The sequence below is a fragment of the Salmonella sp. 2018103 genome (genome assembly GCF_026247685.1).
In the GTDB taxonomy this organism is placed as follows: domain Bacteria; phylum Pseudomonadota; class Gammaproteobacteria; order Enterobacterales; family Enterobacteriaceae; genus Salmonella; species Salmonella enterica.
In genome coordinates, this window is sequence record NZ_CP111029.1 from 184168 (window position 1) to 201828 (window position 17661).

At 52.2% G+C, this 17661-nt stretch carries 13 protein-coding genes and 2 pseudogenes; 11 read left to right on the plus strand and 4 right to left on the minus strand.

Annotated elements, in window-relative coordinates:
• The first annotated feature begins 128 nt into the window (after positions 1-128).
• Entirely contained in the window at positions 129-929 is an 801-nt protein-coding gene (gene yiaJ, locus OLG56_RS00865) for an IclR family transcriptional regulator YiaJ (protein ID WP_000081340.1), read from the plus strand.
• Between the two features lie 116 nt (positions 930-1045).
• Complete coding sequence (locus OLG56_RS00870; RefSeq protein ID WP_001078819.1) at positions 1046-1519, plus strand: 4Fe-4S dicluster domain-containing protein; 474 nt, start codon at positions 1046-1048, stop codon at positions 1517-1519.
• 36 nt (positions 1520-1555) lie between these two features.
• Here OLG56_RS00870 and avtA read toward each other — a convergent pair whose 3' ends face one another.
• Together avtA and OLG56_RS00880 are read right to left on the minus strand one after the other, a co-directional pair.
• The gene (gene avtA / locus OLG56_RS00875; RefSeq protein ID WP_000144384.1) at positions 1556-2806 is read right to left on the minus strand and encodes a valine--pyruvate transaminase; all 1251 of its coding nucleotides are present in this window, start codon (positions 2804-2806) and stop codon (positions 1556-1558) included.
• A 173-nt stretch (positions 2807-2979) separates the two neighbouring features.
• A complete protein-coding gene (locus tag OLG56_RS00880; RefSeq protein ID WP_079980934.1) occupies positions 2980-5007 on the minus strand; it encodes an alpha-amylase in 2028 nt (675 codons plus the stop codon).
• A gap of 315 nt (positions 5008-5322) precedes the next feature.
• On the opposite strand from OLG56_RS00880, the gene OLG56_RS00885 reads away from it, so the two are divergent.
• The gene (locus tag OLG56_RS00885) at positions 5323-6147 is read left to right on the plus strand and encodes a protein bax (RefSeq protein WP_001562170.1); all 825 of its coding nucleotides are present in this window, start codon (positions 5323-5325) and stop codon (positions 6145-6147) included.
• Between the two features lie 60 nt (positions 6148-6207).
• On the opposite strand, the gene xylR is transcribed toward OLG56_RS00885, so the two are convergent.
• The gene (xylR, locus tag OLG56_RS00890) at positions 6208-7386 is read right to left on the minus strand and encodes a D-xylose utilization transcriptional activator XylR (protein WP_000459824.1); all 1179 of its coding nucleotides are present in this window, start codon (positions 7384-7386) and stop codon (positions 6208-6210) included.
• Between the two features lie 362 nt (positions 7387-7748).
• On the opposite strand from xylR, the gene xylA reads away from it, so the two are divergent.
• The 3 genes from xylA (at position 7749) to OLG56_RS00905 (ending at position 11153) form a co-directional block, all read left to right on the plus strand.
• Positions 7749-9071 (plus strand): xylose isomerase, encoded by a 1323-nt coding sequence (gene xylA / locus OLG56_RS00895; protein WP_001149561.1) that lies wholly within the window; start codon positions 7749-7751, stop codon positions 9069-9071.
• A 99-nt stretch (positions 9072-9170) separates the two neighbouring features.
• Entirely contained in the window at positions 9171-10625 is a 1455-nt protein-coding gene (xylB, locus tag OLG56_RS00900) for a xylulokinase (RefSeq protein WP_079980935.1), read from the plus strand.
• A gap of 174 nt (positions 10626-10799) precedes the next feature.
• Positions 10800-11153 carry a YiaA/YiaB family protein gene (locus OLG56_RS00905; RefSeq protein ID WP_000340932.1) on the plus strand — a complete coding sequence of 118 codons (354 nt, stop codon included), beginning with the start codon at positions 10800-10802 and terminating at the stop codon, positions 11151-11153.
• Between the two features lie 22 nt (positions 11154-11175).
• Here OLG56_RS00905 and OLG56_RS00910 read toward each other — a convergent pair whose 3' ends face one another.
• Positions 11176-12171, minus strand: a complete 996-nt coding sequence (locus OLG56_RS00910; protein ID WP_001182575.1) for an acyltransferase — start codon at positions 12169-12171, stop codon at positions 11176-11178.
• A gap of 165 nt (positions 12172-12336) precedes the next feature.
• Here OLG56_RS00910 and OLG56_RS00915 point away from each other — a divergent pair, with 165 nt between their 5' ends.
• From OLG56_RS00915 to OLG56_RS00935, 5 genes and pseudogenes are all read left to right on the plus strand, one after another.
• Positions 12337-12639 (plus strand): YsaB family lipoprotein, encoded by a 303-nt coding sequence (locus OLG56_RS00915; protein ID WP_000605592.1) that lies wholly within the window; start codon positions 12337-12339, stop codon positions 12637-12639.
• A gap of 138 nt (positions 12640-12777) precedes the next feature.
• On the plus strand, positions 12778-13689 hold the full coding sequence (gene glyQ, locus OLG56_RS00920) for a glycine--tRNA ligase subunit alpha (protein ID WP_001168556.1): 912 nt from the start codon (positions 12778-12780) through the stop codon (positions 13687-13689).
• Positions 13690-13698: 9 nt separating this feature from the next.
• Complete coding sequence (glyS, locus tag OLG56_RS00925) at positions 13699-15768, plus strand: glycine--tRNA ligase subunit beta (RefSeq protein ID WP_001291745.1); 2070 nt, start codon at positions 13699-13701, stop codon at positions 15766-15768.
• A gap of 397 nt (positions 15769-16165) precedes the next feature.
• Positions 16166-16621: pseudogene (locus OLG56_RS00930) on the plus strand (transposase); the annotation flags it as partial.
• A 138-nt stretch (positions 16622-16759) separates the two neighbouring features.
• Positions 16760-17533, plus strand: a pseudogene (locus OLG56_RS00935) (transposase family protein); the annotation flags it as partial.
• Between the last annotated feature and the right edge of the window lie 128 nt (positions 17534-17661).

Here is a 17661-nt window from a genome sequence, read left to right on the forward strand (position 1 = left end):
ATGGCAACGCCAGAGAAGGTTTTTAAAAACGATTAAAATCATCGGGTTATGTTTTTTATGCTGATATCGTGAACTGCAACACACTTTGAGCTACCATCTGATCGCCCAAGAAAGGAGAGAGTTTTCTGATGAGCCAGAACAACGATAAAGAGAAGCCTGCGGGGAGTCAGAGCCTGTTTCGTGGCCTGATGTTGATAGAAATTTTGAGTAACTACCCGAACGGTTGCCCACTGGCGCACCTGTCGGAGCTGGCGGGGTTGAACAAGAGCACCGTCCATCGTTTGTTGCAGGGGCTTCAATCCTGCGGATACGTGACGCCAGCGCCGGCGGCCGGGAGCTACCGTCTGACGACAAAGTTTATTGCCGTCGGCCAAAAAGCCCTGTCATCGCTGAATATCATCCACGTTGCGGCACCGCACCTTGAGGCGCTCAACCTGACCACCGGCGAGACGGTGAATTTTTCCAGCCGTGAAGATGATCACGCTATCCTGATTTATAAGCTGGAACCGACCACCGGTATGCTGCGCACGCGTGCCTACATTGGCCAGCATATGCCGCTGTACTGCTCGGCGATGGGGAAAATTTATATGGCGTTTGGTCAGCCGGATTATGTGGCGTCTTACTGGGAAAGCCATAAAGATCAGATCCAGCCGCTGACTCGCAACACCATTACCGATTTACCAGCAATGTACGATGAGCTGGCGCAAATTCGTGAAACCAGCATGGCGATGGACCGCGAAGAAAATGAACTGGGCGTTTCCTGTATTGCTGTGCCTGTGTTTGATATTCACCATCGAGTGCCTTACGCCATTTCTATTTCACTGTCGACGTCACGGCTAAAACAGATCGGCGAGAAAAATCTGCTCAAACCGTTGCGTGAAACCGCACAGGCTATCTCTAATGAGCTGGGATTTACCGTTCGCGAATAAGACAGCTCGCCAGGTTTTATCAGGCATCTGACAAAATTTGTCCGTTTGCGTAGTGGGATCAAAGCGGCGGGGAATGGCTCTCTGGCATTCTGGCGTTTTAACGCAGGGGGAGAACAATGAACCGGTTTATTATGGCGGATGCGTCGGCGTGTATCGGGTGTCGTACCTGCGAGGTCGCCTGCGTGGTGTCGCACCAGGAACAGCAGAATAGCGCGGCGGTGACGACGGCGGACTTTGTGCCGCGTATCCGGGTGATAAAAGAGGATAGCTTCACCACGGCCACGGTCTGCCATCAGTGTGAGGACGCGCCGTGCGCGAATGTCTGCCCGGTACAGGCGATTCGACGTGATCGGGGGCATATCTTCGTGACGCCATCGCGCTGCATTGGTTGTAAAAGCTGTATGCTGGCTTGCCCGTTTGGCGCGATGACCGTGGTGGCGTCCACGTCAGGCGCGCAGGCGATTAAATGCGATCTTTGCTGGCATCGGGAAGCGGGGCCGGCGTGCGTGGAAGCCTGCCCGACCAGTGCGTTACAGTGCGTTGACGCAGCACACGTGCAGCGCCAGCGCCTCTATTCTCAACCTTTCTGAACGTCGTTCCGGCCTGCATGATGGCCGGAATAACCGTCAGCCTTCACGCCAGGCGCGTTCAATCTCTTCTGCCAGAATTTTTACGCCCGCCTCGATTTTATCCGGTTCAGGCACGTAGTTCATCCGCATACATTGGTGTGTGTGCGGCCAGGGTTTATCCAGTCCGGGAAAGAAATAGTGGCCCGGCACCATCAGCACGCCGCGCGCTTTCAAGCGTTGATAGAGTAGCTCGGTGGTAATCGGCAGATCTTTAAACCACAGCCACAAAAATATTGCGCCCTCCGGTTTATGAATCAGGCAGCGTTCTTCGGATAAATAGCGACGAATGATCGCGATCGTCTGTTGAACGCGCTGATAGTAGAAAGGTTTTATAACCGTTTCCGACAGCCGCAGCAGATCGTTACGCTTAATCATTTCGCACATCATCGCCGGGCCCATGCCGCCGGGCGCAAGGCTGATGATGCCGTTCATGTTGGCAATGGCGGTAATCGTCTTATCATTGGCGATGATAATCCCGCAGCGGGAACCGGGCAGACCCAGCTTCGAGAGGCTCATGCATAGGATAATATTAGGGTTCCACAGCGGGCGCGCCTCGCTAAAGATAATGCCCGGAAACGGTACGCCATAAGCGTTATCAATCACCAGTGGGATGTTGTGCTGATTCGCCAGTCTGTCCAGCTTCATCAGCTCTTCGTCGGTGATAACGTTACCGGTTGGGTTGGTCGGGCGCGAGACGCAAATCATCCCCGTTTCTTCGCCGATGTGCAGATGCTCAAAATCGACGTGATACTTAAACTGGCCTTCCGGCAGCAGTTCAATATTCGGGCGCGCCGAAACGAAGAGGTCGTCTTCCAGACCGGAATCCGCATAGCCGATATATTCCGGCGCAAGCGGGAATAGTACCTTTTTCGTACTGCCGTCGGCGCGACGTCCGGCGAAGAGATTAAATAAGTAGAAAAACGCGCTCTGACTGCCATTTGTCAGCGCAATATTCTGTGGTTCGATATCCCATCCCAGCGTTTCACGTAGCAGTACGGCCAGTGCATTCAGTAGCGCCGTTTTTCCCTGGGGACCGTCATAATTACAAAGCGCATCAGCGGCTTTGCCGCTTTCTACCATCTCTGTCAGTAGCGTCTGGAAATAATCCTGCATTGCAGGGATGTGTGCCGGGTTACCGCCGCCAAGCATGATGGCGCCTGGCGTGCGTAAGCCGTCGTTGAGATCCTCCATCAGGCGGGTAATGCCTGAATGGCGGGTAAATTTATCGCCGAAAAGTGAAAATGTCATAACGGGTGATCTATCGAACTGTCTGTCAAAGTGGATAACCATAACGCTACAAATGGCGGGGCGCAAATGGGGGTCAGGCGGTGGTATTGATGTTTTATGCTACAAATTTTTATCAGGTTAGTTTTTTATTTTGAAGGGGCTACCGGTACGCGAGGGGACCGGTAGCGCCATGATTAGCGGCGGCCTGCCCAGACGACCATCACCGTATCGTCGCCGTACTGGCGTACAAAACCGTACCCGTGTTTTAGCGTCAGCGTGGTTTGTTGGCCTGCGCCGATGGCGGGATGTCTGGCGCGGAACTGGCTAATACGCTGCCAGTGCGCGACGGCTGCGGCTGACTTTCCGCTCACGTACTGCCAGTTCATATCTGAACGGGTGCCTTGCAGGGGGTCGGAGCCGGTGGGGCCGAAGGGACGAGCGGATTCATCGCCGTAAAAGATCTGCACCGCGCCCGGCGAAAGCAGCAGCAGTTCCGCCGCCTTATCACCGCCCTCACGGAAAAGGCGCGTATCATGCGAGGAGAGGTAACTTAATACGTTGAAATCCTGCATTTTATCCGCCATCTGCTGCCAGACTGGCCCCATTTCCGCCAGGCAATCGACCGCTTTCGCGGCCTGCTCCTGATAATCAAAATTGATCATCGCGTCGAAACCATAGCGATAATAATCACTTTTCATGACGCCGTGGCCCCACGCTTCGCCAGTCATCCAGAACGGGCTATCATCCAGCGCTTTGTCCGGATTGGCCTGCTTCCATTCACGTAACGCCGCGCTGGCCTGGGTTTTTAGCTGTTGCCAGGCAGGAAGCTCAACGTTTTTGGCAGTATCGACCCGGAACCCGTCAATGCCGTAATCATGCACCCACTGGCTTAACCAGTGAGTCAGATAATCCCGTGGCGTATAGCCTTCAATGAACTTTGCTTTAGTATCGAGTTTGTTGGCATAGAACGCGGGTAGGCCGGAAGGCGTGGTAGATTCCGTTTTTATATCCGGCAGAAAGGCCAGCGACAGGGTTAAATCGTCAAATCCCGGACTGTCGTAGTCGCCAATATCGGTACGAATCCACTTTTTCCCCCACCATTTTTCCCAGGCGGCGCTGTCGCTGAAGTTGATGTAGTCGTTAAAGCTGTGCCAGCTTTGTCCGGCGGCGGGTCGCCAGTTTGTCCAGCGATCGCCGAGAATTTTTTGCCGTTCCGCGCCGGATAAATAGAGCGCGCCGAACTGATACTCCTGCATATCCGCCAGCGTGGCGTAACCGGCATGATTCATTACTACGTCAAATAAAATACGGATGCCGCGCTGGTGCGCGCCGTCGACCAGCGCGCGGAGATCGGCTTCGCTGCCCATATTGGCATCCAGCGTCGTCCAGTCCTGAGTGTAATAGCCGTGATAGGCGTAATGAGGAAAATCGCCTTTTGTTCCGCCGCCGACCCAGCCGTGGATCTGTTCAAACGGCGAGCTTATCCACAAGGCGTTCACGCCTAATTGCTGTAGATAGTCCAGTTTACTCGTCAACCCGCGTAAATCGCCGCCGTGGAAAGTGCCAATCTCTTGCATACCATCCTTATGGCGACCATAGCTGTGGTCGTTGGTTGGATCGCCATTGCGAAAACGATCCGTAAGCACAAAATAAACGGTGGCGTTGCGCCAGTTAAAAGGCGCTGATGCATGGGTTTCCGCGCGTTCCAGCAATAAAAGCCCGTGGCTGTCGGCAGGTCGCAGCGTGATTTGCCCGTTTTGGACGGTATCGGTTTGACCACTGTAATAATCGCGCACTACTGTCCCTTCCGGAAAGGTTTGGCGAACATCCAGCGTGAGCGGCGAACCATCCCAGACGGGACACTGGTAGGTGAGCTGTGTGGTGCGTTCAGGTTCAGTTTTTATCGATAACAACAGGGTCGGCGTACCGGAGCGGGTATCTACCGTTATTGTATAGTCGCCATCTTTAAACAAACGCCATTGCGGCGGCGCGCCTTCGCAGGGTTTTAACGACAACATCTGGTTGAGTTTTATGGCGCCGGAGGGCTGCCAACACTGCTGGTCAATATGGAGCGTTAACGCGCGTGTACCTTTTGTTAATGCAGCATGGCTGGTAAAGCGTCCGGTTTCCTGCGTCGAGAACGTCGGAAAACCGGGCGAGGTCCATGATGAGGCGATCGCGATACCGGGTATCAGCGTCAGAGCGAAGGCGGCAAGTTTCATCACGCTATCCTTTGTGGGCAATATTCATCAGCTTGCCTGGTTTTTAGGCGAATGAACTCCTCCCCCGCAGAGAGTCGCGCAGGAGGAGGCGCGAGGGTGAGCGACGAGGCGCAAAAAAACGCCTCTATTTGCGATAAGCGCCACATTTTATTGGCATTATTGCTGTCTGTTATCGTTAATAGTTGACATAGTTTCGGATTAAGACTATTCCCTGAGGTGCTTTTTAAGCCTATTTTTGCTAGAATTTGGGGTTCAAACCTCAACTTCGTGAAAAATAAAAGGTGTTGGAATGTATCAATCCGACCAGGAGACCTAATGATATTGACTCCCATGCGACGATATGGGGCAATGATTCTTATGTTACTCACCATCGCATTTTCGGGTGAGGTGCTGGCAAAGACGCACGCAACGCAAACGAGTCAAAAGTCCCACATAACCGAGAAAAGTTATAAACAGGTTAGCAGTAAACAAGAGTATTCTCGCAATAGTGCAAAGAGCAGTTCACTTCCTGATTTGCGAAAATACCCTTCCGGAACCCCCAGAAAAAAAGCGTTTCTCCGGACCGTTATGCCTTACATCACCAGCCAAAATGCCGCGATTACCGCGGACCGTAATTGGCTGATCTCAAAACAGTACCAGAACCGCTGGTCGCCGTCTGAGCGCGCGCGTATGAAAGATATCGCGAAGCGCTATAAAGTGAGCTGGTCCGGCAACACGCGTCGTATTCCGTGGAATACGTTGCTGGAGCGCGTCGACATTATTCCCACCAGCATGGTGGCGACGATGGCGGCGGCGGAAAGCGGCTGGGGAACCTCTAAACTGGCGCGTAGCAACAACAACCTGTTCGGCATGAAGTGTACGAAAGGGCGTTGTACCAATACGCCGGGTAAGGTGAAAGGTTACTCGCAATTCGCGTCGGTTGAGGAGTCGGTGAGCGCGTATGTCGCCAACCTGAACACGCATCCGGCTTATTCCTCTTTCCGCAAGTCGCGCGCCCAACTGCGTAAGGCGGATCAGGAAGTCACCGCCACGGCGATGATTCATAAGCTGAAGGGTTACTCTACCCAGGGGTCGCGCTATAACAACTACTTGTTCGCGATGTACCAGGACAACCAGCGTCTGATCGCCGCGCATATGTAATTCTGTGTGCCGGATGGCGCTACGCTATCCGGCTTACAAGGCATCTGTAGGCTGGATAAACTACAACAACGCTTCACTATGCTGGTCGCGATACTCCTTAGGCGTAGTGACGTACTCCTTTTTAAACACCGAATAGAAATATTGCAGTGACGGGTAGCCGCACATTTGCGAAATTTCGTTTATCGCCAACGTGGTAGAAATCAACAAACTACGCGCTTTTTCCAGCTTTTCGGCGTGGATCAGCGCATGTATCGTCTCGCCAACTTCTTCCTTAAAACGTTTTTCCAGGTTTGAACGTGAAATCCCAACCGCATCCAGCACCTGCTCGACTTTAATGCCCTTACAGGCATGGTTACGAATAAAGTGCATCGCCTGGATAACCGCCGGATCGGTCAGGGAGCGATAGTCTGTCGAGCGGCGCGCAATGACGCGCACCGGCGGCACCAGAATGCGCTGTAACGGCATCTCTTCGCGCGCCAGCAAACGGTGCAGCAGCTTCGCCGCCTGATAGCCCATTTGCCGCGCCCCCTGCGCGACGGAGGAAAGCGCGACGCGCGACAGATAACGGGTTAACTCTTCGTTATCAATACCGATAACGCAAAGTTTTTCCGGCACCGGAATATGCAGGTGTTCGCAGGCCTGCAATACGTGACGGGCGCGGGCATCCGTTACGGCAATGATGCCGGTTTGCGGCGGCAGCGTCTGAAGCCAGTCGGCGAGGCGATTTTGCGCGTGCTGCCAGTTTTCCGGTGCGGTTTCCAGTCCCTGATAGACTACGCCGCGGTATTTTTCCTCGGCGACCAGCTGGCGAAAGGCGTATTCCCGTTCCGCTGCCCAATGTTTACGGCTGGAGTCGGGCAAACCGTAAAACGCGAAGCGGTTAACGCCTTTTTCTTTTAAATGCAGGAAGGCGCTTTCAACGAGCGCATGATTATCGGTGGCGATGTAATGAACGGCGGGATAATTTTCAGCAAGATGGTAAGAACCGCCGACCCCGACAATGGGTACGTCGACATCGGCCAATAATTGCGCGATATCGTCATCATCGTAATCGGCAATAACGCCGTCGCCTAACCACTCTTTAATGTTATCGATACGGGCACGGAAATCTTCCTCAATAAATATATCCCATTCGGATTGCGAGGCTTGTAAATATTCACCCACCCCCTCCACTACCTGACGGTCATAGGCTTTATTCGCGTTAAATAACAGAGTGATACGGTGACGTTTATCAAACATGAGGATATATCCTGCAAAAGTGAACCTGGACTCATGGATACTATCAAAACGGCTGACATAACGGTCTGGCGAATGATGACAAATTATTTTGCGCCTGAAACGTTATGCGAAATTCATCACAGCAAACGGCGGATGACAATTGTCATTTCTTATCTATATATTACGGTTTTTTGTTTATTTGCCAGGATTCGATCGCGATCGCTTTTTTCTTCTGTGGTTTTCAGCGTTTTTTTGAGAGCCAGAGCACATTTGGGGATTCTCTTAATAGCGGTGTGAAATAACGTAATTGAGCAATAAATCAGGAAATTCCAGTATGACGTTATGTCGTTTACTTGCCGTCTTATCTGATTATGGAGCTCACTATGCAGGCTTATTTTGACCAACTCGATCGTGTTCGCTATGAAGGCCCTCAATCGACTAACCCGCTGGCATTTCGTCATTACAATCCCGACGAGCTGGTTTTAGGTAAACGTATGGAAGATCACCTGCGTTTCGCGGCCTGTTACTGGCATACCTTCTGCTGGAACGGCGCGGATATGTTTGGCGTAGGCGCGTTTAATCGTCCGTGGCAGCAACCGGGCGAAGCGCTGGAGCTGGCGAAACGCAAAGCGGACGTGGCGTTTGAATTTTTCCACAAACTGAATGTGCCTTTTTATTGCTTCCATGACGTGGATGTGTCGCCGGAAGGCGCGTCGTTGAAAGAATATAAAAACAACTTCGCGCAGATGGTGGATGTGCTGGCGGCGAAACAGGAGCAGAGCGGCGTAAAACTGCTGTGGGGAACGGCGAACTGCTTTACCAACCCGCGCTATGGCGCAGGCGCCGCCACTAACCCGGACCCGGAAGTCTTTAGCTGGGCGGCGACGCAAGTGGTTACGGCAATGAACGCCACGCATAAACTGGGCGGCGAAAATTACGTCCTGTGGGGCGGGCGCGAAGGTTATGAAACGTTGCTGAATACCGATCTGCGCCAGGAACGCGAACAGATTGGCCGCTTTATGCAAATGGTGGTCGAGCACAAACATAAAATGGGTTTCCAGGGCACGCTGCTGATTGAACCGAAACCGCAGGAACCGACAAAACATCAGTATGATTATGACGTTGCAACGGTCTATGGTTTCCTCAAACAGTTCGGCCTGGAAAAAGAGATCAAAGTGAATATTGAGGCGAACCACGCGACGCTGGCGGGCCATTCGTTCCACCATGAAATCGCGACCGCTATCGCGCTGGGTATTTTTGGCTCCGTTGACGCCAACCGCGGCGATGCGCAACTGGGCTGGGATACCGATCAGTTCCCGATTAGCGTTGAAGAGAACGCGCTGGTGATGTACGAAATCCTGAAAGCGGGCGGATTCACGACGGGCGGTCTCAACTTCGACGCCAAAGTTCGTCGCCAGAGCACCGATAAATACGATCTGTTCTACGGTCATATCGGCGCAATGGATACGATGGCGTTGTCGCTGAAAATCGCCGCGCGTATGGTTGAAGACGGCGAGCTGGATAAACGCGTGGCGAAGCGCTATGCCGGCTGGAATGGCGAGCTGGGGCAGCAGATTCTGAAAGGACAACTCTCCTTAGGCGAACTGGCGCAGTATGCGGAGCAGCACAATCTGGCGCCAGTACATCAAAGCGGTCATCAGGAGCTGTTAGAAAATCTGGTTAACCGTTATCTGTTTGATAAATAACCCTATCTACCGGGCGACTCCGCGTTAGCCCGGCCTGTAGTCGTGATTAGCCCGGTAAGCGTAGCGCTGCCGGGCGCTTTCAGTAAAGGAACCCACAATATGTATATCGGGATCGATCTTGGTACATCGGGTGTAAAGGCTATCCTGTTGAATGAGCAGGGCGATGTGCTGGCTACGCATACTGAAAAACTGACCGTATCGCGTCCGCATCCCTTATGGTCGGAACAGGAACCAGAGCAGTGGTGGCAGGCGACGGATCGTGCGGTTAAAGGTTTAGGTCGGCAACAGTCGTTAAGTGGCGTTCGGGCGTTGGGCATCGCCGGACAAATGCATGGCGCGACATTGCTTGATAGCCGTCAGCAGGTTCTGCGACCAGCGATTTTATGGAATGACGGACGCTGTAGCGAAGAGTGCGCCTGGCTGGAAAAACAGGTGCCGCAGTCGCGTGCGATAACCGGTAATCTGATGATGCCCGGTTTTACCGCGCCCAAATTAGTCTGGGTGCAGCGCCACGAACCGGATATTTTCCGCCAGATAGACAAAGTTCTGCTGCCGAAAGATTTTCTGCGGCTGCGAATGACGGGCGTCTTTGCCAGCGATATGTCGGATGCGGCAGGAACGATGTGGCTGGACGTGAAAAAGCGCGACTGGAGCGAAGTTATGCTCAACGCCTGTCATTTAACCCGACAGCAGATGCCAGCGTTATTTGAAGGTAGTGACATTACCGGAACGTTGCTGCCAGAGGTAGCCAGCGCATGGGGAATGCCAGCAGTACCTGTGGTGGCGGGCGGCGGCGACAATGCGGCTGGCGCGGTCGGCGTAGGAATGATCGATGCCGGACAGGCGATGCTCTCACTTGGAACATCGGGCGTCTATTTTGCCGTCAGCGACGGCTTTCTGAGTAAACCGGAGAGCGCAGTACACAGTTTTTGCCATGCGCTGCCGGAACGCTGGCATTTAATGTCTGTGATGTTGAGCGCCGCCTCTTGTCTGGACTGGGCGGCTAAACTCACCGGGCAGGAGAACGTCCCGGCGCTGATTGCCGCCGCACAGCAGGCGGATGAGCATACCGATCCGATCTGGTTTTTGCCGTACCTGTCCGGCGAGCGCACGCCGCACAATAATCCGCAGGCAAAAGGCGTTTTCTTTGGTTTAACCCATCAGCATGGCCCGGCGGAACTGGCGCGGGCGGTACTGGAAGGCGTGGGATATGCTCTGGCGGATGGCATGGATGTGGTTCACGCCTGCGGCGTCAAGCCCGCCAGCGTGACGCTTATCGGCGGCGGGGCGCGCAGCGAATACTGGCGTCAGATGCTATCTGATATTAGCGGGCTACAGCTTGATTATCGTACTGGCGGCGATGTGGGACCAGCGCTGGGCGCGGCGCGTCTGGCGCAAATTGCGGTGAATAAACAGACTCCGCTCGCCGATGTATTGCCGCAGTTGCCGCTGGAGCAGGCGCATTATCCTGATGCGCAGCGTCATGCGGTTTATCAACAACGTCGTGAAACCTTCCGTCGACTCTATCAGCAGCTGTTGCCGTTGATGTCATAAATCAGAATGCCTTTCGGTTTTGGCTGAAAGGCATTTCCCGTAAATATTAATTCTATTGAATTATATCGAAGTAAGTATGTGTGTTTTCTGATTTTTATATTATTGCTAAGCAGGCGCCTTTTTCATCGCTATTTCTTCGCTTAATGTGTCTCACTCAACCACAAGGAGAGTGAGATGGACGATCACGTTGCGCGCAGGAAACGGATATTCGGCCTGGGAATGTTAGTCGTCGGTGCAGTGGTATACCTGGTGGGACTGTGGCCAGGCTGTCATACATTAAGCGAAAAGGGATATTTTTTTGCGGCAATCGTCATGTGCGGTTTTCCTGTCTTAATTCGCCAGGAACACACGGGGAATGACCGCTTGCTTTCTCGTTGTAAATCTTTGCTGTTGCTTGGCATCGGCATGGTCGCGGTCGGCGTATTTAACCTGGCGCTGGCGGGCGCGCTGAAAATACTGTGTCTGGTGGCGCTGGGGGTCAGTATATATGGAACCGATCTTTACGCTTCCTACAGTGATGATGAATGATGGCCGGAGCCATCATTGTCGTTTAGCTAACCCATTTCCGTTTATCAATACGCTGTAACAGCATGGAAAGTAGCAGGCTTCCTGTCACCGTCGCGGCAAAAACCCACACGATGTCTAACGGCGGCCAACGTTTTAACTCCAGACCATTAGTACGTAGCGCATGGATAATCAGCGCGTGGAAACCATAAATACCCAGCGAGTGGCGGGAGATAAGCCCCAGTCCAGGTAACGTCCGCGCATTCAGCTTATTTTTAACTACCGTGAACAGTGAGACGGCGCAAATAAACACCATGGGACCGCAATACAGATACCAGGTATCGGCAAAATTTCCGCGCCAGCGTAATTCATGCAATGTGCCGCGAGAAATAACAAATACCGCGATGATGAACAGGGCAGTGCAGATAAGCGTCAGCGATGACTTTTGCGTCTCCATCATTCCAATGGCGCGGCCCAGGATACCGTAGAGAATGTAGTAGAACGTGTCGCCGCTGATATACAGATTGATGGGCAACCATTCAACGCCGCCGATTTTTTGCGGCACAGTATTTGGGTTGGCAATAATACCAATGACCACCATCAGCGTCAGGAGCATTTTGCCGCTCACGTTTTTTACCTGGATTAATGGCGATACCAGGTAGATCACCGCAATCGCAAAGAAAAACCACAGGTGGTAAAACACGGGTTTTTGCAGCGCATTTTTTAGCGAAAGCTCGACGTTGATCGAAGTAAAAAGTGAAATGTAAGCCAGGGCGACAACGCTGTAAAAGATAAGGCACAGGGCGATACGTAAAAAATGCCGCGGTTGCGCGCAGCGCTCGCCAAAAAAAAGATAGCCTGAAATCATAAAAAACAGGGGAACGCTAACGCGCGAAGCCGAATTCAGGACATTCGCAATATCCCAGTTTAGCGGGCTGACGCTGTGGGCGTTGGTGATGTACCACGTTGTAGTATGGATCATCACTACCATTAAACAGGCGATCCCTCGCAGGTTATCAATCCAGTTAATTTTAGGCTGCATCAGTTCCTCAGCTTCCGTTTCAATAGAGTTCCAGCGCGGTGGCTCACTGGAAAAATCTGACTTTCTACGCTACATCTTGTGATGGCGTAAGGAGATTCGCACAATGTGTCTGCTACCCACAAACCTTAATAATAAGACTGACCAGCAAACCAGACGGTAATAAAAATGATAATGAAGTATTTCTGTACTGTGATGATAGCCATCGCTCTGGTGGGATGCACAGCGACACCGCCACCGACGCAAAAAGCCCAGCAGAGTAAAGTGAGCCCAACACGCACGCTGGATATGGAAGCATTGTGTAAAGCCCAGGCGGCGCAGCGTTACAACACTGGCGCACAGAAAATTGCTGTTACCGGCTTCGAGCAGTTTCAGGGGAGCTATGAGATGCGTGGTAATACCTTCCGTAAAGAGAGTTTTGTCTGCTCTTTTGATGCAGATGGGCAGTTTTTACATCTTTCTATGCGGTAAAAGCCGCGCCTGGTGAGGTGTGATGCCGCGAAATCCGGCAATTTTCGCTAAACAAACCGGTTTCATACTGTATATCTCGCATCCAGCGGGTATACTGGCTCCTTCCTTTAAATCCACACGTATCCAGCACGAAATAATATGCAAAAGTTTGATACCAGGACCTTCCAGGGCTTGATCCTGACCTTACAGGATTACTGGGCTCGCCAGGGCTGCACCATTGTTCAACCATTGGACATGGAAGTCGGCGCGGGAACTTCTCATCCAATGACCTGCCTGCGCGCGCTGGGGCCAGAGCCGATGGCGACTGCCTATGTGCAGCCTTCTCGTCGTCCGACCGATGGCCGCTACGGCGAAAACCCGAACCGCTTACAGCACTACTACCAGTTCCAGGTAGTGATTAAGCCGTCTCCGGAGAATATTCAGGAGCTGTATCTCGGTTCTCTGAAAGAGCTGGGTATGGACCCGACCATTCACGATATCCGTTTCGTGGAAGATAACTGGGAGAACCCGACGCTGGGCGCCTGGGGACTCGGCTGGGAAGTGTGGCTGAATGGCATGGAAGTGACGCAGTTCACCTACTTCCAGCAGGTCGGCGGCCTGGAGTGCAAGCCGGTGACCGGTGAAATCACCTACGGTCTGGAACGTCTGGCGATGTATATCCAGGGCGTGGACAGCGTTTACGACCTGGTCTGGAGCGATGGCCCGCTGGGTAAAACCACCTACGGCGACGTGTTCCATCAGAACGAAGTGGAGCAATCCACCTATAACTTTGAATACGCCGATGTGGATTTCTTATTCACCTGCTTCGAGCAGTATGAGAAAGAAGCCCAGCAGCTGCTGGCACTGGAAAACCCGCTGCCGCTGCCGGCCTACGAGCGTATTCTGAAAGCCGCCCATAGCTTCAACCTGCTGGATGCGCGTAAAGCTATCTCCGTCACCGAACGTCAGCGCTACATTTTGCGTATTCGCACCCTGACCAAAGCAGTGGCAGAGGCTTATTATGCTTCCCGTGAAGCCCTCGGCTTCCCGATGTGCAACAAAGACAAGTAAGAGGCGGCCATGTCTGAGAAAACTTTTCTGGTGGAAATCGGCACTGAAGAGCTGCCACCAAAAGCACTGCGCAGTTTGGCTGAGTCCTTTGCTGCGAACTTCACTGCGGAGCTGGATAACGCCGGCCTCGCGCACGGTAACGTTGAATGGTTTGCCGCCCCGCGCCGTCTGGCGCTGAAAGTGGCGAATCTTGCTGAATCTCAGCCCGATCGCGAAGTCGAAAAACGTGGTCCGGCGATTGCCCAGGCGTTCGACGCCGAAGGCAAACCGAGCAAAGCGGCAGAAGGCTGGGCGCGCGGCTGCGGGATCACCGTTGATCAGGCCGAGCGTCTGAAGACCGACAAAGGCGAATGGCTGCTGTATCGCGCCCACGTGAAGGGCGAAAGTACCGAAGCGCTGGTGCCGAACATGGTAGCCACCTCGCTGGCGAAACTACCGATCCCGAAACTGATGCGCTGGGGCGCGTCTGACGTCCACTTCGTGCGTCCGGTACACACTGTGACTCTGCTGCTGGGCGATAAAGTGATTCCGGCGACTATTCTGGGTATTCAGTCTGACCGCGTCATTCGCGGCCATCGCTTTATGGGTCAGCCTGAGTTCACTATCGACAATGCTGACCAGTACCCGCAAATTCTGCTGGAGCGCGGTAAAGTCATTGCGGACTACGAAGCGCGTAAAGCCAAAATCAAAGCGGACGCTGAAGAAGCAGCACGCAAGATTGGCGGTAATGCCGACCTGAGCGAAAGCCTGCTGGAAGAAGTCGCCTCGCTGGTGGAATGGCCGGTGGTATTGACGGCGAAATTCGAAGAGAAATTCCTCGCCGTGCCTGCCGAAGCGCTGGTGTACACCATGAAGGGCGACCAGAAGTATTTCCCGGTTTATGACAACGCGGGCAAGCTGCTGCCGAACTTTATCTTCGTCGCGAATATCGAATCGAAAGATCCGACCCAGATTATCTCCGGTAACGAGAAAGTGGTGCGTCCGCGTCTGGCGGATGCTGAATTCTTCTTCAATACCGACCGTAAAAAACGTCTGGAAGATCATCTGCCGCGTCTGCAAACCGTGCTGTTCCAGCAACAGCTGGGCACGCTGCGCGACAAGACCGACCGTATTCAGGCGCTGGCGGGCTGGATTGCCGGTCAGATTGGCGCTGACGTCAACCACGCCACTCGTGCGGGCCTGCTCTCCAAGTGCGACCTGATGACCAACATGGTCTTCGAGTTCACCGACACCCAGGGTGTGATGGGGATGCACTACGCGCGTCACGATGGTGAAGCGGAAGATGTGGCTGTGGCGCTGAACGAACAGTATCAGCCACGCTTTGCCGGTGATGACCTGCCGTCTAACCCGGTGGCCTGCGCGCTGGCGATCGCCGATAAGATGGACACTCTGGCGGGTATCTTCGGTATTGGTCAGCATCCGAAAGGCGACAAAGACCCGTTTGCGCTGCGTCGTGCCGCGCTGGGCGTGCTGCGCATCATTGTTGAGAAGAACCTCAACCTTGATCTGCAAACGCTGACCGAAGAAGCGGCGCGTCTGTATGGCGACAAGCTGACCAACGCCAACGTAGTCGATGATGTGATCGACTTTATGCTGGGTCGCTTCCGCGCCTGGTATCAGGATGAAGGTTACACCGTCGACACTATCCAGGCGGTACTGGCGCGTCGTCCGACCCGTCCGGCAGATTTCGATGCTCGTATGAAAGCGGTATCGCACTTCCGTACCCTGGAAGAAGCCTCTGCGCTGGCGGCGGCGAACAAGCGCGTCTCCAACATCCTGGCGAAAGCCACTGAGCCGCTGAACGATATCGTCCACGCCTCCGTACTGAAAGAAGCGGCGGAAATTGAATTGGCCAGACATCTGGTTGTGCTGCGTGATAAGCTTCAGCCGTACTTTGCCGATGGTCGTTATCAGGAAGCGTTGATTGAGCTGGCTGCTCTGCGCGCGCCGGTGGATGAATTCTTCGAAAATGTTATGGTTAACGCGGAAGAGAAAGATATCCGTATCAACCGCCTGACGCTGTTGTCGAAACTACGCGAACTGTTCCTGCAGGTTGCGGATATTTCGTTACTGCAATAAGCGTTCAGTTAAATAAATAAAAACCTGCTCTCGGGCAGGTTTTTTTATAATATAAATAGTATCAGTCGATTCGCTAATAATTCTGTAACTCATAGACGCGGTTATTTCTATTGATTGGCAAAAAATATTTCAGGAATACATTAACGCTGGCGGTACGGATATTGGCGTTAGAATAGCTGCGGGTGCTTGAGACTGTTTGTCTCAGGTATTCACCAAAAGGCAGAGAGAGAAAAGCCCCACCTGACTATACCCAAAATAATTCGAGTTGCTTAAAGGCGGCAAGGGAGTGAGTCCCCAGGAGCATAGATAACTATGTGACTGGGGTGAGCGAGCGTAGCCAACACATAAGCAACTTGAAGTATGAAGGGTATATAAATCAAAAGTGCACTGCGCCCATATTGATCTCTTCAATAACGAAGTGATCTCCTGCAGTATTTCAGAATGTCCAACCATGCCGATGATCGATGACATACTCATGAAGGCATTTGCCAGACCTGATGCGGGTACCAATCCGGTTCTTCATTCAGATCAGGGCTGGCAATACCGTCATTGATGGTACCAGTATCAGTTACGAGAGTTTGGCATCATCCAAAGTATGTCCCGCAAAGGCAACTGCCTTGATAATGCCTGTGCAGAATGTTTTTTCGGGACTTTAAAATCAGAAAGTTTTTACACCAGTAAATTTAAGGATATTGATGAACTTAAGATAGCTATTGAGGATTACATACGATACTACAATACCCGACGAATTAGCCTTAGATTTAACGGACTCAGCCCGGTTGAATACCACCTAACGAGCTATCCAGGCAAGAAATTAACAAGTTCTGTACAGGGATGCTATCAGGAAACCTGAACGTCGGTGGATACGCTCACGCAAATGTCTGCTATGAGCGAATAGCGGAAGTTCACAGTTGATCTCGCAGCCAAATAGTCGCATTGCTAACAATGCTGTATGTTAATCAACGGCGAGCAGGTCCGGTGGCTTAAATAGATATTTGCCGACCTAGGTCTGGAAAGTTACGAGTTAAAAGATTTCGTAGAAAAAAACTTTAAAATCATTGATAAAATTCTAGAGCGTCAACTATCTGACAGTGCAATTTGCCATGTACTTACGCCAAGCATGGAGGTCATTATCGCTGAGCAGGACGGTATATTTTCTCCAAGCCGAAATACGCCGAGATGAACTGGTGATCTGAGCGTTGACCGAAATAATAGAATACTATCCGCCATACAGTTTTAAGAAGCTATTTCAGGAACTCCGAAGATAGGGCTGCTGCTTGAATCTTAAGCGTGTACACCGGATTTATTGCCTGCTGAAGCCAAATTTTCATCGTAAAGGAAAGCGAGGTCTGCCGGTGCGTAATCCGACTCTGTTGATAAAACCGGAATTGCTGAATCAGTTCTGAAATAACGACTTTATGCAGGATGCGTTTGTCTACGACAGACGCTTCCGGATCTTCAATTTGGTAGATGGTTTTCATCATGGGATGCAGGTGATAGGAATCGATCTGTATATCCCGGCTCAATGTATCATCCGGGTACTGTATCGGATAGACATCCTGGTTTTTTATCTGTTCAAAACACTGAACGAGGTACGGGACGTCACAGAGCATCAGCTGACAGATACAACAGCGAGCTACCTCAATAATCCCTTAAGAATCTGATATCGGAGGAATACGGTCTGATGGTTGAAAAAACGGAAGTCGAAAAAGTGTGTAGGGAAAAAGAGGTGAGCTTTCACCTAATGTGGTTTGCATTGGCTTAGTTAGGAAGTTAATATCTTATAAATCAGTCCGTTTAATATGAGGTGTGAATATTTCACATGAATTACTTCTGGATTACGCAAAGCCCATGGTCACAAAAAAAAGAACTTGAGAATGGTTGGATCAGCGC